The organism is Petrotoga sp. DB-2 (genome assembly GCF_054051725.1).
Genome location: NZ_JBSVZD010000026.1, coordinates 1 through 21,796 on the forward strand (window position 1 = coordinate 1; position 21,796 = coordinate 21,796).

At 33.6% G+C, this 21,796-nt stretch carries 22 protein-coding genes; 20 read left to right on the forward strand and 2 right to left on the reverse strand.

Features of this window, described 5'->3' with window-relative positions:
* The first annotated feature begins 234 nt into the window (after nt 1-234).
* Genes rsxC through rsxA form a run of 5 tightly spaced genes read left to right on the forward strand, consistent with a single transcriptional unit; the run spans nt 235 to nt 4,427 of the window.
* Nucleotides 235-1,557 carry an electron transport complex subunit RsxC gene (gene rsxC / locus ACW9JY_RS08220; RefSeq protein WP_103077737.1) on the forward strand — a complete coding sequence of 441 codons (1,323 nt, stop codon included), beginning with the start codon at nt 235-237 and terminating at the stop codon, nt 1,555-1,557.
* 1 nt (nt 1,558) lies between these two features.
* Complete coding sequence (locus tag ACW9JY_RS08225) at nt 1,559-2,539, forward strand: RnfABCDGE type electron transport complex subunit D (RefSeq protein WP_457283980.1); 981 nt, start codon at nt 1,559-1,561, stop codon at nt 2,537-2,539.
* On the forward strand, nt 2,532-3,230 hold the full coding sequence (locus tag ACW9JY_RS08230) for an RnfABCDGE type electron transport complex subunit G (RefSeq protein WP_457283981.1): 699 nt from the start codon (nt 2,532-2,534) through the stop codon (nt 3,228-3,230). The genes ACW9JY_RS08225 and ACW9JY_RS08230 overlap by 8 nt, the downstream gene beginning before the upstream one ends.
* Before the next feature lie 4 nt (nt 3,231-3,234).
* Entirely contained in the window at nt 3,235-3,855 is a 621-nt protein-coding gene (gene rsxE / locus ACW9JY_RS08235; RefSeq protein WP_103077734.1) for an electron transport complex subunit RsxE, read from the forward strand.
* A complete protein-coding gene (rsxA, locus tag ACW9JY_RS08240) occupies nt 3,852-4,427 on the forward strand; it encodes an electron transport complex subunit RsxA (protein ID WP_103077733.1) in 576 nt (191 codons plus the stop codon). The genes rsxE and rsxA overlap by 4 nt, the downstream gene beginning before the upstream one ends.
* A gap of 22 nt (nt 4,428-4,449) precedes the next feature.
* Here the strand turns inward: rsxA and ACW9JY_RS08245 are convergent, their stop codons facing one another.
* Entirely contained in the window at nt 4,450-6,492 is a 2,043-nt protein-coding gene (locus tag ACW9JY_RS08245) for a metallophosphoesterase family protein (protein ID WP_457283982.1), read from the reverse strand.
* Nucleotides 6,493-6,628: 136 nt separating this feature from the next.
* On the opposite strand from ACW9JY_RS08245, the gene frr reads away from it, so the two are divergent.
* The 13 genes from frr to ACW9JY_RS08310 all read left to right on the forward strand — a co-directional run bounded on the left by frr (nt 6,629) and on the right by ACW9JY_RS08310 (nt 17,594).
* A complete protein-coding gene (frr, locus tag ACW9JY_RS08250) occupies nt 6,629-7,192 on the forward strand; it encodes a ribosome recycling factor (RefSeq protein WP_103077731.1) in 564 nt (187 codons plus the stop codon).
* 1 nt (nt 7,193) lies between these two features.
* On the forward strand, nt 7,194-7,916 hold the full coding sequence (gene uppS, locus ACW9JY_RS08255; protein ID WP_457283983.1) for a polyprenyl diphosphate synthase: 723 nt from the start codon (nt 7,194-7,196) through the stop codon (nt 7,914-7,916).
* Nucleotides 7,913-8,758, forward strand: a complete 846-nt coding sequence (locus ACW9JY_RS08260; protein ID WP_103077729.1) for a phosphatidate cytidylyltransferase — start codon at nt 7,913-7,915, stop codon at nt 8,756-8,758. Before uppS ends, ACW9JY_RS08260 begins: the two co-directional genes overlap by 4 nt.
* Nucleotides 8,759-8,767: 9 nt before the next feature.
* The gene (locus tag ACW9JY_RS08265; RefSeq protein WP_457283984.1) at nt 8,768-9,169 is read left to right on the forward strand and encodes a prepilin-type N-terminal cleavage/methylation domain-containing protein; all 402 of its coding nucleotides are present in this window, start codon (nt 8,768-8,770) and stop codon (nt 9,167-9,169) included.
* 115 nt (nt 9,170-9,284) lie between these two features.
* Nucleotides 9,285-11,915, forward strand: coding sequence for an alanine--tRNA ligase (gene alaS / locus ACW9JY_RS08270; RefSeq protein ID WP_457283985.1), 2,631 nt, complete (start codon nt 9,285-9,287; stop codon nt 11,913-11,915).
* A gap of 2 nt (nt 11,916-11,917) precedes the next feature.
* Complete coding sequence (locus tag ACW9JY_RS08275; protein ID WP_457283986.1) at nt 11,918-12,721, forward strand: patatin-like phospholipase family protein; 804 nt, start codon at nt 11,918-11,920, stop codon at nt 12,719-12,721.
* Nucleotides 12,718-13,356, forward strand: a complete 639-nt coding sequence (locus tag ACW9JY_RS08280) for a hypothetical protein (protein ID WP_457283987.1) — start codon at nt 12,718-12,720, stop codon at nt 13,354-13,356. Before ACW9JY_RS08275 ends, ACW9JY_RS08280 begins: the two co-directional genes overlap by 4 nt.
* 13 nt (nt 13,357-13,369) lie before the next feature.
* Nucleotides 13,370-14,518, forward strand: coding sequence for a type II secretion system F family protein (locus ACW9JY_RS08285; RefSeq protein ID WP_457283988.1), 1,149 nt, complete (start codon nt 13,370-13,372; stop codon nt 14,516-14,518).
* Nucleotides 14,496-14,921: a hypothetical protein gene (locus tag ACW9JY_RS08290; protein WP_457283989.1), complete on the forward strand. Its 426-nt coding sequence runs from the start codon at nt 14,496-14,498 to the stop codon at nt 14,919-14,921. The genes ACW9JY_RS08285 and ACW9JY_RS08290 overlap by 23 nt, the downstream gene beginning before the upstream one ends.
* 28 nt (nt 14,922-14,949) lie before the next feature.
* Nucleotides 14,950-15,399, forward strand: coding sequence for a hypothetical protein (locus tag ACW9JY_RS08295; protein WP_103077722.1), 450 nt, complete (start codon nt 14,950-14,952; stop codon nt 15,397-15,399).
* A complete protein-coding gene (locus ACW9JY_RS08300) occupies nt 15,380-15,790 on the forward strand; it encodes a hypothetical protein (RefSeq protein ID WP_457283990.1) in 411 nt (136 codons plus the stop codon). The genes ACW9JY_RS08295 and ACW9JY_RS08300 overlap by 20 nt, the downstream gene beginning before the upstream one ends.
* Complete coding sequence (locus ACW9JY_RS08305; protein WP_103077720.1) at nt 15,787-16,368, forward strand: hypothetical protein; 582 nt, start codon at nt 15,787-15,789, stop codon at nt 16,366-16,368. The genes ACW9JY_RS08300 and ACW9JY_RS08305 overlap by 4 nt, the downstream gene beginning before the upstream one ends.
* A gap of 230 nt (nt 16,369-16,598) precedes the next feature.
* Nucleotides 16,599-17,594 carry an Rpn family recombination-promoting nuclease/putative transposase gene (locus tag ACW9JY_RS08310; RefSeq protein WP_457283991.1) on the forward strand — a complete coding sequence of 332 codons (996 nt, stop codon included), beginning with the start codon at nt 16,599-16,601 and terminating at the stop codon, nt 17,592-17,594.
* A gap of 50 nt (nt 17,595-17,644) precedes the next feature.
* Here ACW9JY_RS08310 and ACW9JY_RS08315 read toward each other — a convergent pair whose 3' ends face one another.
* On the reverse strand, nt 17,645-19,759 hold the full coding sequence (locus ACW9JY_RS08315) for a YcdB/YcdC domain-containing protein (RefSeq protein WP_457283992.1): 2,115 nt from the start codon (nt 19,757-19,759) through the stop codon (nt 17,645-17,647).
* 1,066 nt (nt 19,760-20,825) lie between these two features.
* Between ACW9JY_RS08315 and ACW9JY_RS08320 the strand changes: the two genes are divergently transcribed.
* Together ACW9JY_RS08320 and ACW9JY_RS08325 are read left to right on the forward strand one after the other, a co-directional pair.
* On the forward strand, nt 20,826-21,122 hold the full coding sequence (locus tag ACW9JY_RS08320; protein WP_103077717.1) for an LVIVD repeat-containing protein: 297 nt from the start codon (nt 20,826-20,828) through the stop codon (nt 21,120-21,122).
* Nucleotides 21,123-21,323: 201 nt separating this feature from the next.
* The gene (locus tag ACW9JY_RS08325) at nt 21,324-21,557 is read left to right on the forward strand and encodes a DUF4351 domain-containing protein (protein WP_457283993.1); all 234 of its coding nucleotides are present in this window, start codon (nt 21,324-21,326) and stop codon (nt 21,555-21,557) included.
* Nucleotides 21,558-21,796 lie beyond the last annotated feature (239 nt).

Below are 21,796 nucleotides of genomic sequence, written 5' to 3' on the forward strand. Positions count from 1 at the left end.
AATCACTATCTTTATTGCCCTTGGTAAACTTAATTTAACTCCAGCTTAATTACCCACTATTTTCGTGATAGAACCATTTTTTTTGAAAACTTTAGAAGTCGTTGAAATTAAAACATTTTTTCGTGTTATAATAATTGTCGAACCGTTTTAGAACCCTTTAAAAAGCTTTTAGAATATTGTTTAAATTCATATAGGCTTTCAATTCTTAGTTTCTTAAAAAAAGGAGGTTTCTTTGTGCCAATATTAACTTTTAAAGGTGGTGTACATCCGCCCCAGAAAAAGCATTTTACAAAGGACAAGCCTTTTGAAAAACTACCTTTGCCCGATTTTGTATACCTATTCACAACTAACCATCTCGGTGCTCCTGCAAAGCCACTCGTAAAAGAAGGAGACCAAGTGAAAACAGGGCAATTAGTAGCAGAGGCTACAAGTACTATTTCTGCAAACATACATTCTTCTGTTACGGGGGAAGTTATTGGTATAGAATCATTTATAAATGCTTCCACAGGAAGAAAGGATAACGCAATCGTAATAAAGAGAACCTCGGAAGATATTTGGGAATATATAGAACACGATGAGAATTTTAAAAAATTTTCAAAGGAAGAACTAATTAACATTGTTAAAAAAGCCGGTATAGTAGGATTAGGCGGAGCAATGTTCCCATCTCATGTAAAATTAAATATACCTGCAAACAAAAAAGTCGAGTACTTAATAATCAACGGAGCAGAATGTGAACCATACATAACTGTCGATGATATGATAATGAAAACATATACAGAAGAAATCATAAAAGGAATAAAAATAATAGAATATATAGTTAATCCAGAAAAAATTTATGTGGGCATCGAAGAAAACAAACCTGAAGCAATAAAAGCCATGAAAAACTCTTTAAAAAATGAAAATATCGAGGTTGCAATTTTAAAAACAAAATATCCTCAAGGTGCAGAAAAGCAATTAATCAAAGCTATAACGAAAAGGGAAGTCCCTTCAGGAGGATTACCTATTGACGCAGGGGCTTTAGTTTTTAACATTTCCACTACCTATGCAATCTATGACGCAGTAATCAACGGAAAGCCTTTAGTTGAACGCGGAATCACTTTGAGCGGAGGTGTTAAAAAACCTGGTAACTATTGGTTCCGAATTGGAACTAAGGTTTCAGACCTTTTAAATCAAGTAGGACTCGTTGAAGAGGAAAAGATAGACAGAATAATCTATGGTGGCCCAATGATGGGATTGCCTTTACCAAGTATTGATTTACCGACTTTCAAGGGAAACAATGCAATTACCGTTTTAACAAAAGAAGAGATACCCCAAAAGCATGAATATCCATGTATTAGATGCGCTTCTTGTGTTAAAGCATGCCCTATGGGACTTCAACCTTATTATCTAAAAAAACTTGCTGATGCTAGAAAAAATGATATCGCACAAGAAAATGGAATTATGGATTGTATAGAATGTGGTGCTTGTTCGTATATTTGCCCATCAAATATAGAGCTAGTTAAAACATTCAAGACAACAAAAAAGGTTATAAAAGCCATTCAAAAAAGGAGGGTTTGAGTTGAAACTTAGCACTGAAGCGGCACCCCATTTTAGAACTAACAATACTACTAGAAAAATTATGATCGATGTTTTAATATCATTGATACCTGTGGTTATTGCCTCAACGTGGATCTTTGGTTTTAGAGCGCTTTTCATTATGTTATTTTCTATGGTTTTTGCAGAAACTTTGGACTTTTCGATCGTTCGTTTTGTAAGGAAGCAAAAAGACCATATCCCTGATTTTTCCGCTTCTGTTACAGGATTACTCTTAGGTATGAACCTTTCTTTAGCCGTAAACTGGTGGCAAATTATGTTAGGAGTAGTGGTTGCGATAATTTTAGCAAAACAAGTTTTTGGAGGTTTAGGTCAAAACTTTTTTAACCCCGCATTAGTTGGAAGGGCCTTTATGGTGATATCTTTCCCTACAGCTATGACTACCTGGTATGTACCTTTTTATTACCAGAATCCTGATATTGTTACTTCTGCCTCCCCTTTAGGAATAATTTCTGAAGAAGGAATGAACACAGTACTCCAAAATTATACTTACTGGGATATGTTCATCGGCAGAATTCCTGGTTCTATCGGGGAAGTTAGTGCTTTAGCTTTAATTATTGGTTTCATATACTTAGTCATTAAAGGCAGAATAAAATTGATGATCCCTGTATCCTATATAGGAACGGTTTTAATTTTTAGCTCTGTTTTTTATATGGTTGATCCTATCAAATTTGGAACTCCCTTGTTCCATCTTTTAGCAGGTGGCTTAATATTAGGTGCTTTGTTTATGGCTACGGATATGGTTACTTCTCCCATGTCCATAAAGGGCCAGTTTATTTTTGGTATGGGAGCAGGTGTTTTGACGATGATCATAAGATTCTTTGGTAGTTACCCCGAAGGTGTTTCCTTTTCAATCCTTATCATGAACGCGTTTGTCCCCTTGATAGATGATTGGTTAAAACCCAAAATTTATGGAACAACCAAAGGGGAGATAAAACATGCGTGAATATATAAAAACAGGTTTAATTTTAGCCGCTTTTATGGTTGCTGCCGGATTTTTAGTATCTGTTGTTTACAATTTTGTGAATCCAATGATAGTACAATCAGAATTCAATAATACATTGTCAGCGATAGAAGAAGTCTTAAAAGATGCAAATACGGGTGAATATTTAGTTTCTAATATTCCCACCAACGAAGAACAGTTAGAAAAAAACATATGGAAAGAAGATCCAAATGGGGTTTTATACGTAAGTCAAAAAAACGCAAAAGTCTATTCCCCAGTTTATAAGTTTACTGAAAATAACTCTGAAATTTATGTCATGACAGTTTCGGGAGTAGGATACGGAGGAGATGTAGTTAGCGTTATTTCGTTCGTCAAAAACGATGATGGTAAAATTACTTTGAATAAAATAGAAGTAATTAATTATTCACAAGAAACCCCGGGACTAGGGGCCAGAATTTCTGAAGAATCTGTGAAAAAAAGATTTAGCTTGATCCCAGAATCAGGTTTAAATGTAGGCGTTAAAGTCGATAAAGACGCTGGTGTTAATGTCCCAACTAATTCAATAAATAATTACAAAGAACAAGGTGTGGTAAAAACTAGTGATGTAATGACAGGAGCAACAATTACTCCTAGAGCGGTTGCAGATTCAATTAATGCGGCTGTAGAATTTTTAAAAGAGGAAGGGGTGATGTGAAAATATGGCTGATCTAAAAAACTTTACCAACGGTTTGATAAAAAACAATCCCGTTTTTGTTCAGGTATTGGGAATGTGTCCTACTTTAGCTACAACCACAAGCGCAGAAAATGGTTTAGGTATGGGAATAGCCACCCTATCTGTCTTAACAATGTCAAACATTGTCATTTCTTTGATCAGAAAAATAGTTCCTAAAAAGATAAGAATACCTATTTATATTGTAGTTATAGCCTCTTTTGTAACAATGATAGATCTCATAATGCATGGATTAACATACGAATTATGGCAGACTTTGGGAATATTTATACCTTTGATAGTTGTTAACTGTATCATTATGGGAAGGGCAGAGTCTTTCGCATCGAAAAATGGAGTTGTAGATTCAATACTTGACGCCTTGGGAATCGGTTTAGGTTTTACAGGCGCCCTTGTATTATTGGGATCGGTAAGAGAATTATTGGGTAATGGAACAATCTTTGGTTTTCCTATTTGGGGAGAAGCCATTAATTTATACCTTTTCATACTCCCACCTGGTGCCTTCATAACTTTAGGACTTTTACTTGGAATGTTCAATTCAATAGGTATAAATAGAGAAAACAAAAAGAAGAAGGCAGGTGCTAAAAAATGAATCTTATCCTTCTGTTTATTTCAGCCGCTTTAGTTAACAATATTATTTTAACTAGATTTTTAGGTATTTGCCCTTTTTTAGGAGTTTCTAGAAGCAAGAGCTCCGCTATTGGAATGTCTATCGCTGTAATTTTTGTCATGACGATAGCGGGAGTAATAACTTGGCTCTTAAATCAGATACTAATAATGCTTGGAGTAGAATTTTTGAGAACGATCGTGTTTATTCTTGTAATTGCTGTACTTGTTCAATTTGTTGAGTTCTTTATTAAAAAATCAAGCCCAGCCCTTTACGAAGCCTTGGGAATATACTTGCCCCTTATAACAACTAACTGTGCAATATTGGGGATCGCATTGTTAAACATACAAACTAATTACACCTTTATCGAAAGTGTGGTAAACTCTTTTGCCTCTGGATTGGGGTTTTCGCTGGCATTGATAATATTTTCTTCAATAAGAGAAAAAATGCAACTAAACAACGTTCCGAAACCTTTCCAAGGTACCGCTTTAGCGCTAATAACAGCTGGACTTCTTTCAATGGCTTTTATGGGGTTTTCAGGTTTAGTAAAATTGTGAAAAAGGGAGAATTATCTCCCTTTCACTTTTTGTATATGTATAATTCATCGATTACTTCATCAATTGGAGTATATTGATTTGGGAAAAGAGGATTATCTACTCTTGCGACTGCTTTTACAGTAACCTTGATAGAATCTTCGTAAACATCAAAAATAATGTAATGAAGCTTTCCAAGCACGTGCTTTACATGCCAGGGCAAAGGATCCGCTCCATGATTTGTATTTAGTTTAGCACCCCCTCCACCACTGGTTATAAACATAATTCCATCCTTGAAATATCTCTCGTAGGCATGTATATGCCCGTTTATTACGACATCAACACCGTACTTTTTGAAAATAGGCAACCAATTTTTTGTGTTGAAATGACCTTCTGGAAGGTTTTCTTCCATACTGCCATACTCCGTGGCTGTCGTCCAAAAAGGATGATGAAAAGCCACAAAGATAAACTTTTTATCATTATTGTTTTTAAGATCTTCTTCTAACCACTCCATTTGTTTTTCATACAGATTTGAAGATTCTAAAATATTAGAATCTAAGATAACAAAATGAGAGTTTCCATAATCAAAAGAGTACCATCTTTTGGAATAATCTCCACCACCACTTGGAAGCTCGAATGCCCTATAATACAGTATGCTATTTCTTTCATGGTTACCTAAAACCATGTAATATGGAATTTGAGAACTTAAAGGGTATGCAGATTCAAAAAATTTACTCCAACTCTTTTCTGACGTACCTTCTTCCGTGTGATCTCCAGGTTTAAGAATGAATGCTGTATTTAGATCCGAATTTTCTACAATTCTATTAACAACGTAAGCGTGCCTTTCATCATAGATTTGGGTATCTCCATAAACTATAAATTGGAAAGTATCAATATCTTCATCTAAAGGCTTTGTTTTAAAAGCCTTTTTTTCTGTCTTGACATCATTCAGAGTATAGGTATCTTCAACATTTATCATATATTCATAGGAAGAATTAGGTTGCAAACCAGAAAGTTTTATATAATTATATTCCAGAGGAAATTCGTTTTGTATTTCTAACACCTTAGCTTCGTTGTCTGAATCGTAAACGTCTACAGTTGATCGAGCAGGGACAGCCATCCTGAAATTAATAGTCACACCATTTTCCTCTTTATTAGTGAGAAAAGGTTTGTAATAAAAATAATTTTCAGCAACTTCAACAAAAAGACCTTCCGACCCCAAAAGAGAAACAGATTCACTCTTCAAATTTCCAAAATCTACCTTAACTTGGAAATTTTCATAATCTTCTCCATAGGGAAGATAAAATTTAGCTTTTCCTTTTTCATCAACGAGCTGAACATCTTGAATGGTTCCCAATTTATCTTCTAGAACAACTCTCATGCCCTCAGCAGACTTTTCATTGCCCAATATTATATTTTTTTCGATAGTTGCATAACCTATACTGAATTTATCGTAATATCTTTTTTCTATTTCGCTAACACTCTCACCAACGGTTATAACTCTTGTAAATTCCAGCAAATCCTGAGGTTCAAGGGTAAAAAATGAGATACTTGTGGTCATCTCATCGTTTGCTATAACCCTCTGAAATGTTTGATCATCAACTGGGAAATAGCCAAAGCTCCCAAAATCTTGCTGAAGAACTAATACATAGTTATTTAAGATCTTTGACTTGATAAAAAAAGGAAATGTGTCTGAGTAATCTATTATTTCATTCATTTGGACTCTTTTTTTTGTTTCCGTTTTGTTAGTTATCATAGTACTCAATAAGAGGTTTTGATCTTGTAAGGTATATTTATTCACTACTTTGAAGTCATTTTGATCATAAATGAAAGAAATTGAATCTTCTGAAGTTTCTATAACGCTGTTTTGGAATTCTACACTAGAAATTAGAATTTTATGATTTGTGAAAAGACTTTGGTTAGCTTCATTACTTTTAAAAAAGGTGATATATCCATTTTCTTTAGAAATCCCTGTTGTCAAATAGTTGTTAGATAATATATAATTATCCTGATCAGTTGAAATTACATCTACTGAAAAAAAGTGCACAGACAAAATGGCAAAAAGAAATACGATAAAATACTTTTTCACAATAATGCCCCCTTTTCGTGTTTTTCTCACTTTTAATTATATCATATACGAAAAAACCTTCTGTGTGATATAATATTTGCTGAATTACACTTTATCCTTGCAAAAAATTCAAAATTTTTTCTCCGGAGGTGAAGTCATGGCAAAGAAAAGTTCTTATGCGAAAGAAGCAGAAGAAAAAATGAAAAAAACCATTGAACATTTCGAAGATGAATTGAAAAAAGTAAGAACTGGAAGACCTACTACCGCTATTTTTGAGGATATAAAAGTTGATTACTATGGGGTGCCAACTCCTATTAACCAGGTCGCAACTTTAAGTGTTGGAGAAGAAAGAACCGTTGTGATCACTCCATGGGATAAAAAGATGCTGGAACCTATAGAAAAAGCGATAAATGCTTCTAATTTTGGCTTTCACGCTATAAATGATGGTAACGTAGTGAGGGTATCTTTTCCAAATCCCACTATCGAAGAAAGAAGAAAATTAGTAAAAGCGGTAAAAGAAATGCTGGAAGAAACAAAAGTAGCTTTAAGGAACATTAGAAGAGACGATATAAAAAAGATTAAAGAAATAAAGAACGAGGGCTCATTAAGTGAGGATGAAGCAAAAAAAATGGAGGAAGAAATCCAGGAGATTTTGAAAGAAAAAGAAGAAGAAGCAGAAAAAATATTCCAAAAGAAAGAAAAAGAGATTATGGAGTCATAATATGAAACTTTCGAAAGTGCCTACTCACGTGGGTATAATTATGGATGGAAACGGAAGATGGGCAACTAAAAGTGGACGTGACAGGAACTATGGACATCAAAAGGGTGCTGAAACTGCCCTAAATGTTATTGAGTGGTCTAAAGAATTTGGAATTAATTATCTTACCTTATACACCTTTTCAGAAGAAAATTGGAAGAGACCACAAAATGAGATAGAATTTTTGTTTGATTTATTCATAAGATACTTTGAAGATAACCTTAAACGAATCATAGAAAACGGGGTAAATGTAAGATTTTTGGGAAGAATCAATAAACTACCAGAAAATCTTATAAAGACTTGTAAAGAAATCGAGGAGATAAGTAAACATAACAAAGATTTCAATTTGATCTTTGCCTTGAATTACAGTGGAAGGCAAGAGATTTTAGATGCAGTAAACAAAATCTTGGAAGAAAAGAAGATAACGGTAACAAAAGAAGATATTGACAACAACCTTTATTTACCGAATGTTCCTTATCCTGATTTAATAATAAGAACCGCAGGTGAACAAAGATTAAGTAACTTTTTACTTTGGCAATCTGCTTATTCGGAGCTGTATTTTACAGAAACTCTATGGCCCGATTTTTCTTATGATGATTATCTCAACGCCCTTTTAGATTATTCTAAAAGAGAAAGACGATTTGGCGGTATAAGCAGTAAGTTTAAAGATATGGAGGAAAACTTTTGAATAAAAAAGAACTCTGGACAAGAGTATTATCAGGGGTAATTATAGGACCCATAGTTGTCTTTTCTTATCTAACATATCCCACTCTTTTAGGATTGGTTACAACTATAGTGATGTTGGCATCCTTTGAACTGATTGAATTATTTACAAGCGATGTCAAAAACGATTTCATCAAGCTTTTGCTAACTTTTATTGTAGGAACATCTAGTCTTATATATGGGTTCTCTTTGGAGGCTGAATATAGAGGAATTTTACCTTTTGAAAGTGAAGGAATATTTTTCTTAGCTTTTGTAGCGTCTGTATTTTCGATCATGCTTTTAGTTAAAGAGATAACTCACACAAAAAGGTTTATAGAATCTTCTGCATTAAGTATTATCTACGTATCTTTTTTCCTTTCAAATTTTTATTTGATTCATTTGAACTATGGAGCAGGGATGGCGATTTTAGCATTAACCACGGTATGGGCTTATGATGCTGGTGCATATTTTTTTGGATTGAGTTTCGGTAAGCATAAACTTTCTCCACATTTTTCACCAAAAAAAAGTTGGGAGGGATTATTAGGTGGCATCTTTTTCGCTTTTGCTTATATACTTATATTTGATACCATTGGGATTTTTTTTGGAAGTATTCAAAAAATAACTTTTTTGCAGACTTTTATCTTTGCGTTAATGGTGGGTTTCTTCGATACCATCGGTGATTTAACAGAATCAATTATTAAAAGATATTATAATGTAAAAGACTCTGGAGAAATTCTACCAGGTCATGGGGGAATGCTCGACAGAATTGATGGTTTGTTGATCGTAACCCCAATGTGGTATTTTCTGTTGAGAATACTGTGGATATAGGGGGAGAAAATGAAAAAGACAAAATTTAACGAAGGTTTCACAGTGGTTGAGGTTCTAATAGTATTGGGGATCATTTCGATTCTCGCAAGCATCGCCATCCCATCGGTTACAGGACTTATCAATCAAGCTAAAGCAACTAAAATAGTAACTGAAATGCAAAATGTTCAAGTCGCTGTAATGAACTATGGTATTTATAATCCAACCTTAAGTGACTTGACATTTGATGTTCTCCTGTCAGATGGCTATTTAACTTCTAAACCGGAAAATATAGTAATAGTAAAAGATTCATCTACCCCCTTAGAAGTTAGGATCGTATACAATGATGAATCACCTTCCGCAACCGAGCTGAAAAAGATTAACAACAACATACTTATCGATAATGATACTGCTTATTTAGTAGTTAAATATTAAAAGAATAGAAATCAGAAACTTCAGTGAGGGTGGGAAACGGGGCAAAGGGTTACTAACAGAAGTTTTAGAGTTTTCAAAGAAAGAATAATTTGAAAAAAATTAGGAGGATTTTTATATGAAATATTTTACCTCTGAAGAAATCAGAGAAAGGTTTTTGTGTTTTTTTGAAAAAAAAGGACACAAAAGGCTACCTAGTTCTTCTTTGATTCCCAATGATCCTCAATTGTTGTTTACGGTGGCTGGAATGGTCCCTTTTAAACCAATCTTTTGGGGAAAAGTTGAACCCACTTATACGAGAATCACCACATGTCAAAAATGTTTAAGGACGAATGATATAGAAAATGTAGGAAAAACCCCCAGACATCACACCTTTTTTGAGATGTTGGGGAATTTTTCTTTTGGGGATTATTTCAAAAAAGAGGCTATAAAATGGGCTTGGAAATTTTTAACAGAAGAATTGGAACTTCCAGCCGAAAAATTATGGGCTTCTGTGTATGAAACCGATGACGAGGCTTTTAATATTTGGAAAGATGATATCAAAATACCTGAAAATAAAATACTTAGATTCGGTAAAGAAGAAAACTGGTGGGGACCTGCAGGTCCAACCGGCCCATGTGGTCCTTGTTCAGAAATATACTTTGACACAGGGTATACCGAAAACTGCCCTGATCAAGAAAACTGTACTCCTGCATGCGATTGTGGGCGTTTTGTCGAGATTTGGAATATAGTTTTCACTGAATATTATTCCGATGAAAACGGAAACCTTTCTCCTTTACCAAGAAAAAACATTGATACTGGTGCGGGTTTTGAAAGAATCTGTGCAGTTACTCAAGGTAAATATGATAATTTTGACTCCGATTTATTCAAGGAAACAATAGAAGAAATACAACGAATCTTTGGTGTAAAATTCAGAGAAAATAAAAGTAAAGATGTATCAATAAAAGTAATAGCCGATCATTCAAGGGCGATTGCCTTTCTAATATCTGAAGGAATTATACCATCAAATGAAGGAAGAGGCTACGTTTTAAGAAGATTAATAAGAAGGGCCGTACGACATGGAACCTTGTTAGGAGCAAAAGGTCCATTTTTAAACAGTATTCTTGAAACGGTGATTAAAAAAATGGGAAAGATCTATCCCGAACTTATCGAAAAAGAAGATTTAATTAAAGATATTTCATCTATGGAAGAAGAAAAGTTTTTTGAGACGATGGAAAAAGGGATGGAAAGGTTAAACAACATAATTCAAAACTTAAACAACGAAGATACATTACCCGGAAAAATCGCCTTCGAACTTTACGATACATACGGATTTCCTTTGGATCTCACAAAAGAGATATTATCCGAAAAAGGGATAGAAGTTGATGAAAAAGAATTCACAGAACTGATGAACAAACAAAGAGAGATGGCAAGAGCAGCTTCGGGTAAAGTAGAGTATGATACAACTAAACAAATTTACAAAGAAATCGATAAATTTTTGACCCCAACTGAATTTATTGGTTATGATAAACTAAGTTCGACCGAAGAAGTTCAGCTTATACTCAAAGGAGACAGTATTGTCCAACAAGCTCAAGAAGGTGAAGAAATTGAACTATTTTTCTCTAAAACGCCTTTTTATGCCGAAAGGGGAGGGCAAGTCTCTGATAAGGGTATTATCTACAATGAATCATTCGAAGCTGAAGTTATACATGTCAAACCTATAAGAAATGAGATAATATCTCACCTAGTAAAAATAAAAAAAGGTAGTATAAAAAACGGAGAAAGAGTATTTCTAAAAGTTGATGAAAAAAAGAGAAAAGCCACAGAGAAAAACCACACAGCAACACATCTTTTACATTCTGCACTAAGAAAAGTAATTGGAGAACATATAAGGCAGGCTGGTTCATATGTGGCTCCGGAAAGATTAAGATTCGATTTCACACATTATGAACCTTTGACCCAAGATCAAATAAAGCAAATCGAATACCTTGTAAACGAACAAATACAAAAAGCTATCCCTGTTAACATATACCTAAAAAGCTTAGAAGAGGCAAAAAATATGGATGTTATAGCCTTATTTGAAGAAAAATACGGTGAAGTGGTAAGAATTGTGGAAATTGACGATTTCTCAAGAGAGCTCTGTGGAGGCACACATGTTTCGAATACAGGAGAAATAGGTCTATTCAAAATTCTGGAAGAATCTTCCATTTCTTCAGGAGTTAGAAGAATAGAAGCTATTACTGGTTTTGAAAGTCTTAACTATGTTATAGAATTGGAAAGTATTATCACTAATTTATCTAAAATGTTAGACTCATCAAGTGACCAGATACCTGATAAAATCGAAACCATCCTAAAAACTATCAAAAATCAAGAAAAAGAAATTAAACAACTTCAATTTCAATTAGCCACAAAAAATATAGAAAGATTAGCCCAAACTCCACAAATCATTGAAGGCGAAAAGGTGGTAGCAGCTCAATTAGAAAACTTAGAAAAAGACGTTCATGCCAACACAGCCGATATCCTACTTCAAAAGTTGGGTAGAGGCGTTGTGATCCTTTTCAACAAGAGTAACAACGATCAAGTAAGTTTGGTAGTAAAGGTATCGAAAGACATTTCTAAAAAATTCCATGCGGGAAACATTGCAAGAAAAATAGCCTCCTATTTAGGTGGTGGTGGAGGCGGTGGACCAACTTTCGCACAAGCCGGTGGGAAATATGTTAATAAGGTAAAAGAAGTGATAGAACACATAAATGATTTTATGGGGGTTTGAGATTGCTTGCTGTTGCCTTATCTGGAGGCGGGGCTAAAGGTGCTGCCCACGTTGGGGCACTTTTAGAACTTGAAAAAATGGGGATCAAATTTGATATCGTTGTTGGTACAAGTATTGGCGCACTCGTAGGTGCTGGGTATGCCATTTTAGGTAACTCCAACTTACTATATGAATACGCTTTAAGGTTACAAAAAGCTCCTTTTATAAAAAAAGCACCTACGTCGCGCAAAATACCTCCTATTTTGACGTGCATAGGTGCAAACTTACTACCATCGACTTTACCTTCTTTTCTTTATTTTTACATATTAAAAAAGGTATTTAAAGATATTACCTTTGAAGATTTGAAAATTAAATTCTATTGTACCGCCGTAAAAATGGAAAGTGAAGATTTAGTAATTTTCAATGAAGGACCTTTGTTCCCTGCTTTAAAGGCTAGTATGGCGATGCCTGGTGCATTCAGGCCCGTTAAAATAAACGGTAGCAAATACATAGATGGTGGAACTCTAGAAAAGCTACCTATCCTAACGGCTAAAAAAGTTGGTGCAGATAAAATTATCGCCCTAAAACTCTTATCAAAGAAGATAAAATACGAGGAAATAAAAAATGCCTCCCAAGCTTTTGATAGGATGGATTCAATAAGAGAAAATATATACGATAATTTAACAAAAAAGTTTGCCAACGTACTTATCGAATTGCCCACACAAGACTTTAATACTTTAGATTTCACACAAACACAAGCCTTAATAGATACTGGGAGAAAAGCTGTTTTAGAAAAAAAGGAAGAAATTTTGGAGAAAATACTATGATTTTAGTAAGCGGAGGTTTTGGATGGCAAGGAATTAAAGCAGCTGAAAATTTGAAAGATTTAGATCTATCCAGTTATGATAAAATCATCACCAACGGTATCACAGGATTTTGTATCGCATGTTTCCAACTCAAGAAAGAAAAAATTCTTCAAGAAAGTATAAAAAGCTTAGAACCCTACTTGAACACAATAGACAAAGATTACATTTTTTTTGGAAACATAAAGAATTGTCTCAAACTTTCTTCAAATTTAGGCAAGTATAAATATCAATTAAAAGAAGACGCCAATTTAAATATTCCTTTAGAGATCGAACTGATAAATTTAAAAACCGAAGAAATAACTACTAAAAAGATCGGGACCATTCAAGAAAGTTTTTTCTATTCTACCCTCTTACCTGGTATTAGGCCACCATTTCAAGGATGGTACAATACCGCTTCCTTTTCAAGAACACCTTGCTACTCATTATTAAAGTATAAAGGTGAAAAAATAGAAATATATGATTCACCATATAATTATCATAAATCTTCAACCATACAAAGGTTATACAAATCCATTCAAGTTATGAGAAGCAGATACTTTTACGAATTAGTCATGGATGAAATCAAAACAAGAAATAAGGTAAATTTCAAAGGATAAAAGAAGGGAAAAGATGAAAAAACTTTACAAGGTGGAAGTAGAGGAAAGATCATCAAATAAAAGATACGAATGTCTATTACTTTTAAAAAATAAAGAAGAAATTTACACTCTTCTGTCTAATCTCAATATCATAGTTATCAACATCAATGTTGATAACTTTTATTTCAACAGTAAAAAATTCAATATCGATCAAATGATCAGCCTTGTTGATAATTTGTATCTCCTTGTAAACTCGGGTTTAACTGTCCTTGAAGCTATGGAATTTTTAGTTTTCAACGAACAGGTTGATAAGTTCATAAGAGGTGTAATTTCCAAGGGCTACTTCTTAGTCAAAAAAGGATTAGACTACAAAACAGCATTTAATTTTCCAGAAATAGATAGCTACTTTAGGTATACCATAAACATCTCAAAGACAACGCTAATTTTAAGAAAAAACTTATCCAATCTAAAAAATTACTATAACAATATGAAACTCTCCAAGTCTACCGCCGAAAAATCATTAATATATCCTCTCCTCATTCTTTCATCAATTTTAGTTTTGCTTTTTCTTCTAAATTTTTGGGTTATTCCACAGTTTTCTTCACTTTTAGGATACGACATTAATCTCAACTTATCAACTTACATGTTGATAAGTTTGTTGATATTTTTCTTCTTAGGGTTGATAACTTTCTGGATAGGCAAGGGAAACGACATTATTTGGACAAAGATTCCGTTTTTAAAGTTTTTGTACAAGAATTACATACTTCATGAATTCACAAGGAACGTTAACTTACTTTTAAAAAGTGGTCTCACAATATACAACGCCTTAGAAATAGTTCTCTCGAATACAAATTCACAGTACATATCATCCACTTTCTTAACAGCCTATTTGGATATAGAAAAAGGGAAAGATCTTACCGAGGTTTTTTCAAAAATCAAAGATGTTAAAGAATTTTCTTTAACAATTAGCGTCTCAAAGAGGAAAGGGAATTATAAAGAGGTATTTGACTTTTTAGAAAACTATTATTATTCCTCTTTTAAAACCGCGTCGGATAAAATTATGAAAATGATCGAACCTGTGCTTATAATATTTTTATCTGTTATAATTTTGAGTTTGGCATTTGAAATTTATTCCAATGTCTACTTAGGGGGGATAAAATTTGAAATGGGTGGCACATTCTAAATCTCATAAAGAAGGTTTTCTACTTATGGAAGTGCTTGTTTCCTTGGGTATCGAATTAATCTTGTTCTCGTCGATAGTTTTTTTCACTGTATATCCACTTCAAAGATATTTTTCATCTCTTACCGAAAGATTCATAGCTTCAGAGGTGGTGTATAAAACACGAAGTGCATCAACACATTACGGAGAAGATAACAACTTAAATGGGATCTTTCACTCTCAAATAGTACAGGGGAGATTAAAAATTGTGACTTATGATATAAGATACAGAATAGAAGATCAAAGCAGCCAAGATCTATTATGGAGCTTTGGAAAAATAGCAGGAATGGGAGGCAGAATTGTAAACAGCGAAGGGAAAACCATATTTAACGTTGTTCCAGTTACGGGAGCACTCACCAATCCATGATCTATTTTCAAGACTTTGGGAGATTATTATGATTAAGCTCAAATACAAAGGGAAAAAAGTATGTATAAACCATATAGACTGTTTTATTAAACCATTTGAAAACGAATTTCAACTGAGAAAAATATACTTCCAAGAAATAACTGATAAAAAAATTACTTTTAAAAAGATACATTCTTCTGATAAAGAATATTTTTTAGTAGTCGATGCTAGTGATTATAAAAAATCAAAAAGATCTTTATTCTTTGACAGTATTATACCGGTTCAATCCATTCTTTTGAAAAAAGTCTTGGAATTCAAAGAAGGCAGATATGTTCTGGGTACAGATTTTTACAATTATGAGTTCATTAGAAACACAGAATTCGCATTTTCAGGATTAATAGTTGACGAAAAACCAACATACTTTTTTGATAACCAAGAATTGAAGGAATTAGCAATAAAATATTTGGAGGATAAAAGAATTGTTCCTGTTAGAATCTAACGTTAGAAAACTTCTGAAATACACACTAATAACAACAATAATTTTACTTTTTGTTCTTCTAGTGGTTGAAAGTTATGGCAAATATCAAGAATATCTGAATATCAAAAGGATGCAAAAAAACTTAAATTATACTTACAACAACTATCTTTACAAAGTTGCCAACCAAAGAACTGATATAGGTGAATTTTTTGATTTCTTAACAGATAACAACTTTTATCTGATAGAATTCAGCTACTCTTTAGCTAATGGACTATCTGCAAAAGTTGCAACCTTTATGGAACCTACTCAAAAAATAAAGAGTAAATATTCCATATCTGAAGTCACCAAAATCAATATGGGATCAAAATATTATGTGGTTCTTGAAATTAAAGAACAAGGAGTCAACCCATGAAACATTATCTATTCATTATTCTTTTGTTGATTATAACTTTAGTTTACATAAAAAATTATGAAATTGAATCACCGAACCTAAAATTCTCTCTCCATACCGTTTCAGAAGTAGAAAGCAACTTCTCATCAGAATCTCTACAAAAAGAGTTAGAAAATATTTTAACATCAGACCTCCTGGTGGAAAATATGACTATAAAAAGAAATAACGATTCTTTTCTTGAACTAGGGCATAATTTTGACATCTCAGTATCCTTTTCATACCCTAATTTTGAGTATACCTCTAAGGATGTTAAAGATAATAAATTTTATATGAAAAGCTCAAACATTTTCGAACCTTTAAAAATTGACTTATTAGATCTATGGTCACAAAAAGATAACTTGCCTAAATATCAAAAAGAAGGGGTAGAATTCTCGGGTTTTTTCATAGATTCAGAAGGAAGAAATACGGGGTTTGTTTATTTCTTCGATGAACTTATAAAGCTTTCCGCTGGCGATAAATTGGGAGAAGATTTAATATTGGCAATTTTTAATGACGGAATTTTAATTCTAACTCAGGATAGAGAACTACTTGTTCTCTAGTAAATTCCAATTTCTCTAATTTTCTCATCTCCACTAATAGTATCTGCAAGAAATATTAACTTAACGTAAATTTTTATTTTCTCTTTCGTTATTTTTTATCCCTCAGAATATTCGGATTTCTTCAATCTTTTGCTTACGTATAATATGAACTAATGCGAGTTTTATAGATTTCTCAAAATATGGTATAATTAAGTTGACAAACAAAATCTAACAAAAAAGAGAGGCCAGCTATGAACGAATTAGTGCACAATCCTCATGATCTATTCTTCAAACGAATTTTCAGTGACAAAAGGATAGCTAAAGATTTCTTATGGAACTATCTCCCTCAAGAAGCTGTAGAAATAGTAGACCTAGATTATTTAATTCCTGAAAACAACAGTCATGTTGATGAAAACCTAAGAGAAAGCCTCTCGGATATGTTGTATAAAACAAAGATAAAAGGACAAGATGGCTATATATACATTCTGATGGAACACAAAAGCTACATTGAAGGTAAAGTAATCTTTCAACTGTTGAGATACATTACGAGCATATGGGAAGAAAAATACGATCCCAAAACAAAAAAGGTACCGATAATAATACCGATGGTAATATACCATGGAAGAGAAATCTGGAACGTAGAAACGAATTTATCAAATATGGTGCAAGGGATAGAAGATTTACCAAATGAACTAAAAACATACTTACCTACATACCGATATGAAATATGTGATTTCTCGATCAAAAGGAAAAAAAGGATAATAGGATTAACAGCGACAAAAGTTGCAATAGAAGCAATGAGAGCAGGAACGGCCATAACCAAAGAAGAATTTAAAGAAAGATTAGCAAGGGTATTTGAATACATAAAACAACTACCAGAAGAACAGGTACAAGATTGGTTTGAAGGGTGCATGATCTACTTATTAAACGTAAGGGAAGATGTAACGATAGAGGAGATATTAAAGGTACAAAAAGAAATAATGCCTGGAAGGGGTGAGATAGTAATGACGATAGCCGAAAAGTTGAGAAACGAAGGTAAATTAGAAGGAGAAAGAGAAGGTATTGAAAAAGGCAAACTTGAAGGCGAAAGAGAGTTCGCAGTTAGAATATTAAGCAAAAGATTTGGTAACCAATTAACAGAAGAGATAAAAGACAAGATAAGAAAAGCAGATGAAAAAACGATAGATTACATAGGAGACAATTTATTAGAAATTACAATAGAAGAACTAAAAGAGTTGTTGAAATAAAATGGGTAGGAGGTAGATAATTAATCAATCTACCTCCTACCCAGTTGTGGTTACATATTTTTCATGGCATTATATACTATAGCGCAGAAATCAGAAAATGTCAGCAAATCGTAGGGTTTGAATTCTCCTTCTTTTACATTCATTACCTCTAACGCGGTTACTATAGCTACACTGTTTTTAACTTCCTTATCAAGGTCATTGATATCTTTTGCCGGCAATGTAAAGTTTATATCCGAATCTACAAGTTTATCATAACCCGCAGCTCTCGAAAGCCAGAGGGCTATCTGGGCTCTTGTAACGGCATCGGATGGTTTTACATCCTCTTTTATCACACCTTGTTTAATTAATGACTTCAAGGCGATCACTTCAGGCGTGGCTTCTACAGCCCCTTCCTCTGTTCTGGACTGTGGTATCAGATAATAATTTGGGGTAAATGCCTTGGAGAGTATTAATGCAGCCTGGCCTACCGTCACATTTTCACCAACCTCCGGTACCGGCTGAGGCATAATACCCGTATCAATGAAAATCTTTAAGATCCTCTCGTTCTTATCTCCAGTTACTGCAGTATAAGGGTCGAACTTTCCCCCTGGCATAAGCCAGGTCGATTCACCATATCCTACAAATTCACCCGTCTTGGCGTCTATCCCAAAGCCGTTGATATCAGAGAGCTGATAAACAGGAATCGGTTCCCCCACCGGATCTCCTGAATACTGATCTCTCGGTAACACAAAGGAGAGCTGAAGTTTTTGATATTGAGACAGCTTTGCCTTGGCTTCTTCAATGGTAATAATTCCAGTGGTATCGATTTCCTCGATGTCACTGTAATTAATATTAAATCGAATTACCTTACCCTCGTTATCAATATTGACATTAACCGTATTAACGGGGTATAAGACTCCCTCCTGATACATGATGAAGTTTACTGTGTAGTTGTAATCTTTCCCAGACACAATCAGCATGTTTTCAAAAGGAAGCATTACCTTTGATAAATAATCCTTTGCAGTTTCTACTGCTTTTTCTATTCCTATACCATTATCGGCATCAGGGAAAGTCGGCTGATTTAGCCATTCGCCATAATTAAGGCTTATTATCTTCCCCGTTTCCAGCTCAATTACTGAATTAAAATTGATGTTGCTATCTTTATCCCCATGATCAGCAAAAATATTATATACCTTTATATTTTGATCGTTATAGTTTTCGTTTATATTGATGTTTAAAGTGAATTCTTCCGGATCATTACCCATGCTCTTCAGATATTCTTCCACAAAAGTCTTTGCTTTCTTTTCATTCATCTTCCCTAGGGGAACCATTTTATTCACATTGGTTACCTTATACTCTTCCCTTTCGCCCATCTCAAAAGTCTGACCAGTGTAGTTTACTGGCTCCCCAGTTCTAGCATTAATCCCCATGGGTAAAGGATATAAGCCAGCTCTGTTGGCAGAAGCATACAAGAGCTTATTTTCGGGAGGGAAGTTCTCTCTCCATATCTGCTTCCGCACAAGAAAAGTACCCATTATCTGATCCATTTTCTCTAAAGCTTCATCTTCACTCAGTAACCCATCGATGTCAACCTTAGATATGTCTGTCCAGTTAATGTAATAATTTGATAGCTTTCCGGTTGAGGCATCAATACTTATATCTATCCCTTGGTTGATATCTATTCCGTCATTGATACCACTTAGCTGTTCAATGTTTCTCTTGAAATGATAGGTATAATTTGTCTGACCGTTTTTATAATTATAAAAATCATATTGAAAATCAGGGTCTTTGTCTATCTGGTCATATTTGTCGGGTGCGTACCTCTTTATGAAGTTTAAAGCCTTGTCTTTGAGCTCATCCCTAGTGTAGTTTGGCACATTGCTGTCTTCGCTGCCTGGATAATAGTTTTTGTAGTACCTATAGCTCACCAGTTCACCGGTATAGGCATCCACCATAGCATTGACAGCGATTTCTTCATCCCAATAGTGAATATTCCATGCTTGAGATGGTACATCGTACCTATAACTCAGCTCGACACTAAACTTTGCCGCATCGATACCTGAGATCTCTGATACTAAGTTTTTAGCCTTCTGGAAAGAATAAGTCGGCTCGACAGCAAAGACCCCCACTGCCAACATGCTTATGAATATAACAGTTGTAAGAACAACTGATAAAATCTTTTTCATTGTCTGCCACCTCGTATTTGTATTCAGTCCGAAAGAGGTCTAAGAAAATAAATCTTCTCGTGAATAAATTATACGACATTCAACTAACAAAAAGCAAATCAGTTTCAACAACATAATTACTATCTAGCCATTACACTATTTCGATTGCAATTAATTATGATCTAATATGGTTTAAAAACATTCACAAAATCCACTTGCATTTCAAAGAATTTTTTTCTTCCCAATAGTAGTATCTGCAAAAAAATCAAAAAAAATAAATTTTCAAAAAACAAAAAATCCTCTAGGGACGATATGCATCAAAAAAAATGAATCCTTAAGGGGCGGCTGGCGGGAATAGATAATCAAATAAGCTTCATAAATCGAAAGCAATTTAAAGACAAAGCTTCCAAAAAACTTATCAAAAGACTTTTTTACCTTAGACTGCAAATTTTTATTTCTCCCTACAAAATGAGAAAAAATATATTATATATTTTTATATATTTATATTAATAACATAAAACCTTATAGGGTGTCCCAAAAATTGACCCACTAAGGATGGTGAAGGGCAACATAAAAAAAGAAATCCTTAAAGGGCAGCGGTCACCATAATGGGCAGACAAAAACAAAAAAATCCTCTGAGGGTGGTGGGCGGGAATAGATAATAAGAAAAATAAAATATGAACAAATGATTAAATAATTTGGTATCATTTAGAGGAAGAACATAAAATAGTGATATTAGCTAAGAAAAGAACAACATAAATTCTCGAAACAGATAGTAATATAACAAAGCCAGCTTAGTTAACGAAGATATTATTTGACAATTCCACGTGATTAAATGTATTAAGTGAATGGTTTTATTATGTGAGATTCACTGAGAAAAAGGATAACATCATTTTCGTGAGAGAATCGAAAAAACTATCTTTCAAAAAAAGGGTTGAAAGAGGTGAAAAAAGTAAGAATATTCTTATTGGTAGTGGGGTTATTTTTAACATCTTTGTGCTTAGCACAATCAGAAAACATAATAGTTGCCGTATGAACAGAAGGACTAGATATATTTGATGTAAGTAATTCAACAAATCCTGTACATTTGTCGCATCTGAATTTAGAAGATGGAGCAAATGATGTTTATTTAGAAGATAATTATGCTTATGTAGCAGATTCAGATAATGGCTTGACGATAGTAGACGTGAGTAATCCTATAGAACCAAAGGTTGTTGGGCATTACTTCACAGGTTGGGCAGAAAGTGTTTATATAAAAGATAATTACGCTTACGCGGCAAATTATTTGAATGGCTTGGTTATATTAGACGTAAGCAATTCTGAAAATCCTACTCTCGTGGCTGATATGTTGTGGCTTTCACTTTATGGTATTAGTGGCAATTGATTTTTTATAACATGTGTCAAATTTTTATAAAAAATAAAATGAGTAATTAATAAACTGAAATACTATCCCCAAAGTTTTTGACTTTTCCCTAGTTATTGTGGATAAGTTTTTAAAAAATAAGCGGTAACAGGATCGCTATTAGGGTTCTCTGATAGTTATGTATGGGAAGAGTACATAAACAAGTTGAAAGAGGTGATACGAATGACAAAGATAGGAGCCTCAATCTTTGAAGAAGGCGTCGAAAAAGGTGAAAGAGAAGGTGAAAGAAAAGGCAAAATTGAATTTGCAATTAAAATATTAAACAAAAGATTTGGTAACCAACTAACTGAAGAGATAAAAGACAAGATAAGAAAAGCAGATGAAAAAACGATAGATCACATAGGAGACAATTTATTAGAAATTACAATAGAAGAGCTAAAAAAGTTATTGAAATAATTTTTGAAAAGGCGCCCTTCATGGGCGTTTTTTAATTAAAAATTTTTTACTAGCTTTAATAAACTTTTCTCTTTCCTGAGTTTGACAGTTACACAAATGTAAGAATTCTAAAACAGGCATGAATAAATAAAAAAAAGTGTTTTTTGCTTTCTCTATTTTTCAAAAGTGTCACTACATGTCTTTCTTTTCTTTTGTTTATGAGGGTTTACACAGTAATTTAATTGAATCTTTTCTTTTTA